The sequence below is a fragment of the Elioraea sp. genome (genome assembly GCF_051860475.1).
Classification (GTDB): domain Bacteria; phylum Pseudomonadota; class Alphaproteobacteria; order Acetobacterales; family Acetobacteraceae; genus Elioraea.
In genome coordinates, this window is sequence record NZ_JBHYDW010000242.1 from 1 (window position 1) to 3550 (window position 3550).

The following is a 3550-nucleotide window of genomic DNA, read 5'->3' on the forward strand; positions in this document are numbered from 1 at the left end:
GCGGATGGTACGTGCACAGGATTGAGGAGGCCCCGGGGGACCACGCTGGGCCCCCGGACCCCCTGCACTACGGGGCTCGCGTCGCGACCAACGGGAGCGACACCATCGAGGGGTCCGGGGGGCCGTGCGGCCGACCGGGCCTACACCCGGACAAAACCCACCGTCGCCTCCACTTCGGCGAGCACGGGCGCCGCCAGCGCGCGGGCACGCTCCGCGCCACGGCGCAGGATAGCCTCGACCGCGCCCTGATCGCCGACCAGCCTGCGCATCTCGGCCGCGATCGGGCTGAGGCTCGCCACCAGCAGATCGGTCAGCGCCGCCTTGAAGGCGCTGAACGGCCTGCCGCCGTGCTCGGCCAGCACCGCGCCGTGATGCATGTCGGTCAGCGCCGCGTAGATGCCGACCAGGTTGCGCGCCTCGGGCCGACCCTCCAGCCCCGCCTCCTCGGACGGCAGCGGCTCCGGATCGGTCTTGGCGCGGCGCACCTTCAGGGCGATCGCGTCGGCGTCGTCCGTCAGGTTGATGCGCGACTGGTCGGAGGCGTCCGACTTGCTCATTTTCTTCGTGCCGTCACGCAACGACATCACGCGCGCGGCGGGACCGAGGATCAGGGGCTCGATCATCGGAAACACGGCGCGGCCGAAATCGTGGTTGAACTTCTGCGCGATGTCGTTGGCAAGCTCGAGATGCTGCTTCTGGTCCTCGCCCACCGGCACGCGCGTGGCCTTGTAGAGCAGCACGTCGGCGGCCATCAGGTTCGGATAGGCGTAGAGGCCCACCGACGCGTTCTCGCGGTCCTTGCCGGCCTTCTCCTTGAACTGGGTCATGCGGTTCAACCAGCCGATCCGGGCGACGCAGTTGAAAATCCAGGCGAGCTGCGCGTGGCCCGGCACGGCCGACTGGTTGAACACGATGTGCTTACCGGCATCGATGCCGCAGGCGACCATCGCGGCGGCGACCTCGAGCGTCGCGCGATGCAGTTCCGCCGGGTCCTGCCAGACTGTGATCGCGTGCATGTCGACCACGCAGAACAGGCACTCATGGTCGTGTTGCAGCTTCACCCAGTTGCGCAGCGCGCCAAGATAATTGCCGAGATGCAGGTTCCCGGTCGGCTGCACACCCGAGAAGATGCGCGGAAGCGAGGCGGTCATGGATCGGTCCTTGTGGAGGGGATCGGGGTCGGCGTGATCGGGCGGGAGCGCGCCGCCGTCAAGACCGGCGGCGGCGCAGGTACCCCCGCAGCTCCGCGAGGTCGGCGACGCGCAGCGCGAGCGCGGCCGCGCCGAACACGCCCGCGCCCAGCGCGATCAGCAGGCCGAGCGCGCCCCAGCGATAGCCCTGGGCGCGGAACAGCGCGTCGAAAACGAAGTCCTGCACCGCCCAGATCGCGACGCCCATCACCGCCGCCGCCGCGACGAGCCGCGGCAGGAACGCACGCAGCCGCGGATCGGGCACAAGCCGCCCCTGCCGCCACAACCACGTCCCGAGCGCCGCCGCGTTCACCCAGCCCGAGATCACCGTCGCCAGCGCCACACCGACATGGGCGAACGGCCCGATCAGCGCGAGGCACAGCACGATGTTCAGCACCACGCAGACGATCGCCACCTTCACCGGACTCGCGGTGTCGCCGCGCGCGAAGAAGCCTGGCGCGAACACCTTCACCAGCACATAGGCAGGAAGCCCAAGCGCATAGGCGGCAAGCGCCGCCGCGGTGGCCGTGACGTCCCCCGCGCCGAACGCGCCGCGGCCGAACAGCACGTGCACGATCGGCCACGCCGCCACCGCGAGCCCGACCGCGGCCGGCACGGTCAGCAGCAGCGCAAGCTCGATCGCGCGGTTCTGGGTCGTGAGCGCGGCAGGGGCCTCGCCCGCGCGCACCTGGCGCGACAGCGCCGGCAGCAGCGCCGTGCCGACGGCCGTGCCGATCACGCCGAGCGGCAACTGGTTCACCCGGTCGGCGTAGTAGAGGAACGCGATCGAGCCAGAGGGCAGGAACGAGGCGATGATCACGTCCACCATCAGGTTGATCTGCGTCACGCCTGCGCCGATCGCGCCCGGCCCCATGCGCCGGAGCAGGAGCCGCACCTCGGGCGTGAGCCGCGGCACCGGCAGGCGGAGCGGCATGCCTGCGGCCGCGACCGCCCAGGCGAGCACGACGAACTGGAGGATGCCCGCCGCCGCCACGCCCCAGGCGAGTCCGTGCGCGACGGAAAGCACGAGGAACGGCGCGAGCGCCAGCCCGCCGATCAGCGCGACGTTGAACAGCAGCGGCGCGGCGGCCGCGACGGCGAAGCGGTCGAGCCCGTTCAGCACGCCCGAGAACAGTGCGACCAGGCAGATCAGCATCAGGTACGGAAAGGTGATGCGCGTCAGTTCCACCGCGAGCGCGAACCGTTCCGGATCCCGGCGGAACCCCGGGGCGAGCAGCGTCATCGCCTCGGGCATGAAGACGATCGCCGCCAGCGTCAGCACCGCGAGTGCCGCGAGCAGCACCGAAAGCGCGCCCTCGGCAACGCGGCGCGCCTGCTCGCGGCCTTCGGCGGCGAGGCTGCCGGCGAACAGCGGCACGAAGGCGGCCGAGAACGCGCCCTCGCCGAACAGCCGGCGGAAGAAGTTCGGCAGCTTCAGCGCGACGAAGAACGCGTCCGCCGCCGGCCCTGCGCCGAGCGCGGCCGCGATCAGGATGTCGCGGACGAAGCCGAGCACACGGCTGGCCGCAGTCCAGCTGCCGACGGTCAGAACGTTGCGGAACATCAGCGACAGCGCCGCGCGTCAGGCGGCGGCCGGACGCGCCCCGGACGCCTCGCCATGCACGTCCAGCGCGGCGAGCAGCGCCTCCTTCAGGCTCGCGAGCTTGCGCTCGTTCTCGATCTTCAGGCCGAACACATCCTTCACGTAGAACACATCGACCGCGCGCACGCCGTAGGTGGTCACATGCGCTGAGGCGATCTGGAGTCCCTGCTCGCTCATGGCCGCGGTAATGTCGTGCAGCAGGCCCGGGCGGTCGCGGCCGTTCACCTCCACCACCGTATGGGTGGCCGAGGCGTGGTTGTCGATCACCACGCGCGGCGGCACATGGATCGCGCGGGTGCGCGGGAAGGGGGGCCGCGCCTTCCGGATCTCCTCGGCGATGCGCAGCCGGCCCGACAGCGCCTGCTCGACCAGCACGCTCATCCGGGCGATCCGGTGCGGCGCATCGAAGGCGCCGCCGGCCGCGTCCTGGATCCAGAACGTATCCAGCGCCATCCCGTTGGTCATGGTATGAATGCGCGCATCGACGATCGAGGCACCGGCGATCGCCAAGGCGCCGGCGATCTTGCTGAACAGGCCCGGATGGTCCGCGGTATAGACCGTCACCTCGGTCACGCCTCGCTCAGGCAGGATCACGGTCTTGATCGAGAGCGCGGTGCCCGAGCCGTCGGCCTCGCGGATCAGTCGAGCGTGGCGCAGATGCGTCTCGGGATCGAAACCGAGCCAGTAGGGCGGATAGCCGAGTGCCAGGAAGGCGTCGCGATCCTCGGCGCTCCAGCCCTCTGCCTCCAGCGCCGCC

3 protein-coding genes are annotated in these 3550 nt (G+C 70.9%); all 3 read right to left on the reverse strand.

Features of this window, described 5'->3' with window-relative positions; all coding sequences use genetic code 11:
• Positions 1-140: 140 nt before the first annotated feature.
• Positions 141-1151: a tryptophan--tRNA ligase gene (gene trpS, locus ACTIFU_RS23075; RefSeq protein ID WP_439580672.1), complete on the reverse strand. Its 1011-nt coding sequence runs from the start codon at positions 1149-1151 to the stop codon at positions 141-143.
• A 58-nt stretch (positions 1152-1209) separates the two neighbouring features.
• A complete protein-coding gene (gene murJ / locus ACTIFU_RS23080) occupies positions 1210-2754 on the reverse strand; it encodes a murein biosynthesis integral membrane protein MurJ (protein ID WP_439580673.1) in 1545 nt (514 codons plus the stop codon).
• An 18-nt stretch (positions 2755-2772) separates the two neighbouring features.
• A partial coding sequence (locus ACTIFU_RS23085) for an ACT domain-containing protein (RefSeq protein WP_439580674.1) occupies positions 2773-3550 on the reverse strand: 778 nt, incomplete at its 5' end.

Coding starts and splice junctions, on each gene's coding strand:
- murJ (WP_439580673.1), bottom strand. CDS start 2,754: ATGTTCCGCAACGTTCTGACCGTCGGCAGCTGGACTGCGGCCAGCCGT.
- trpS (WP_439580672.1), bottom strand. CDS start 1,151: ATGACCGCCTCGCTTCCGCGCATCTTCTCGGGTGTGCAGCCGACCGGG.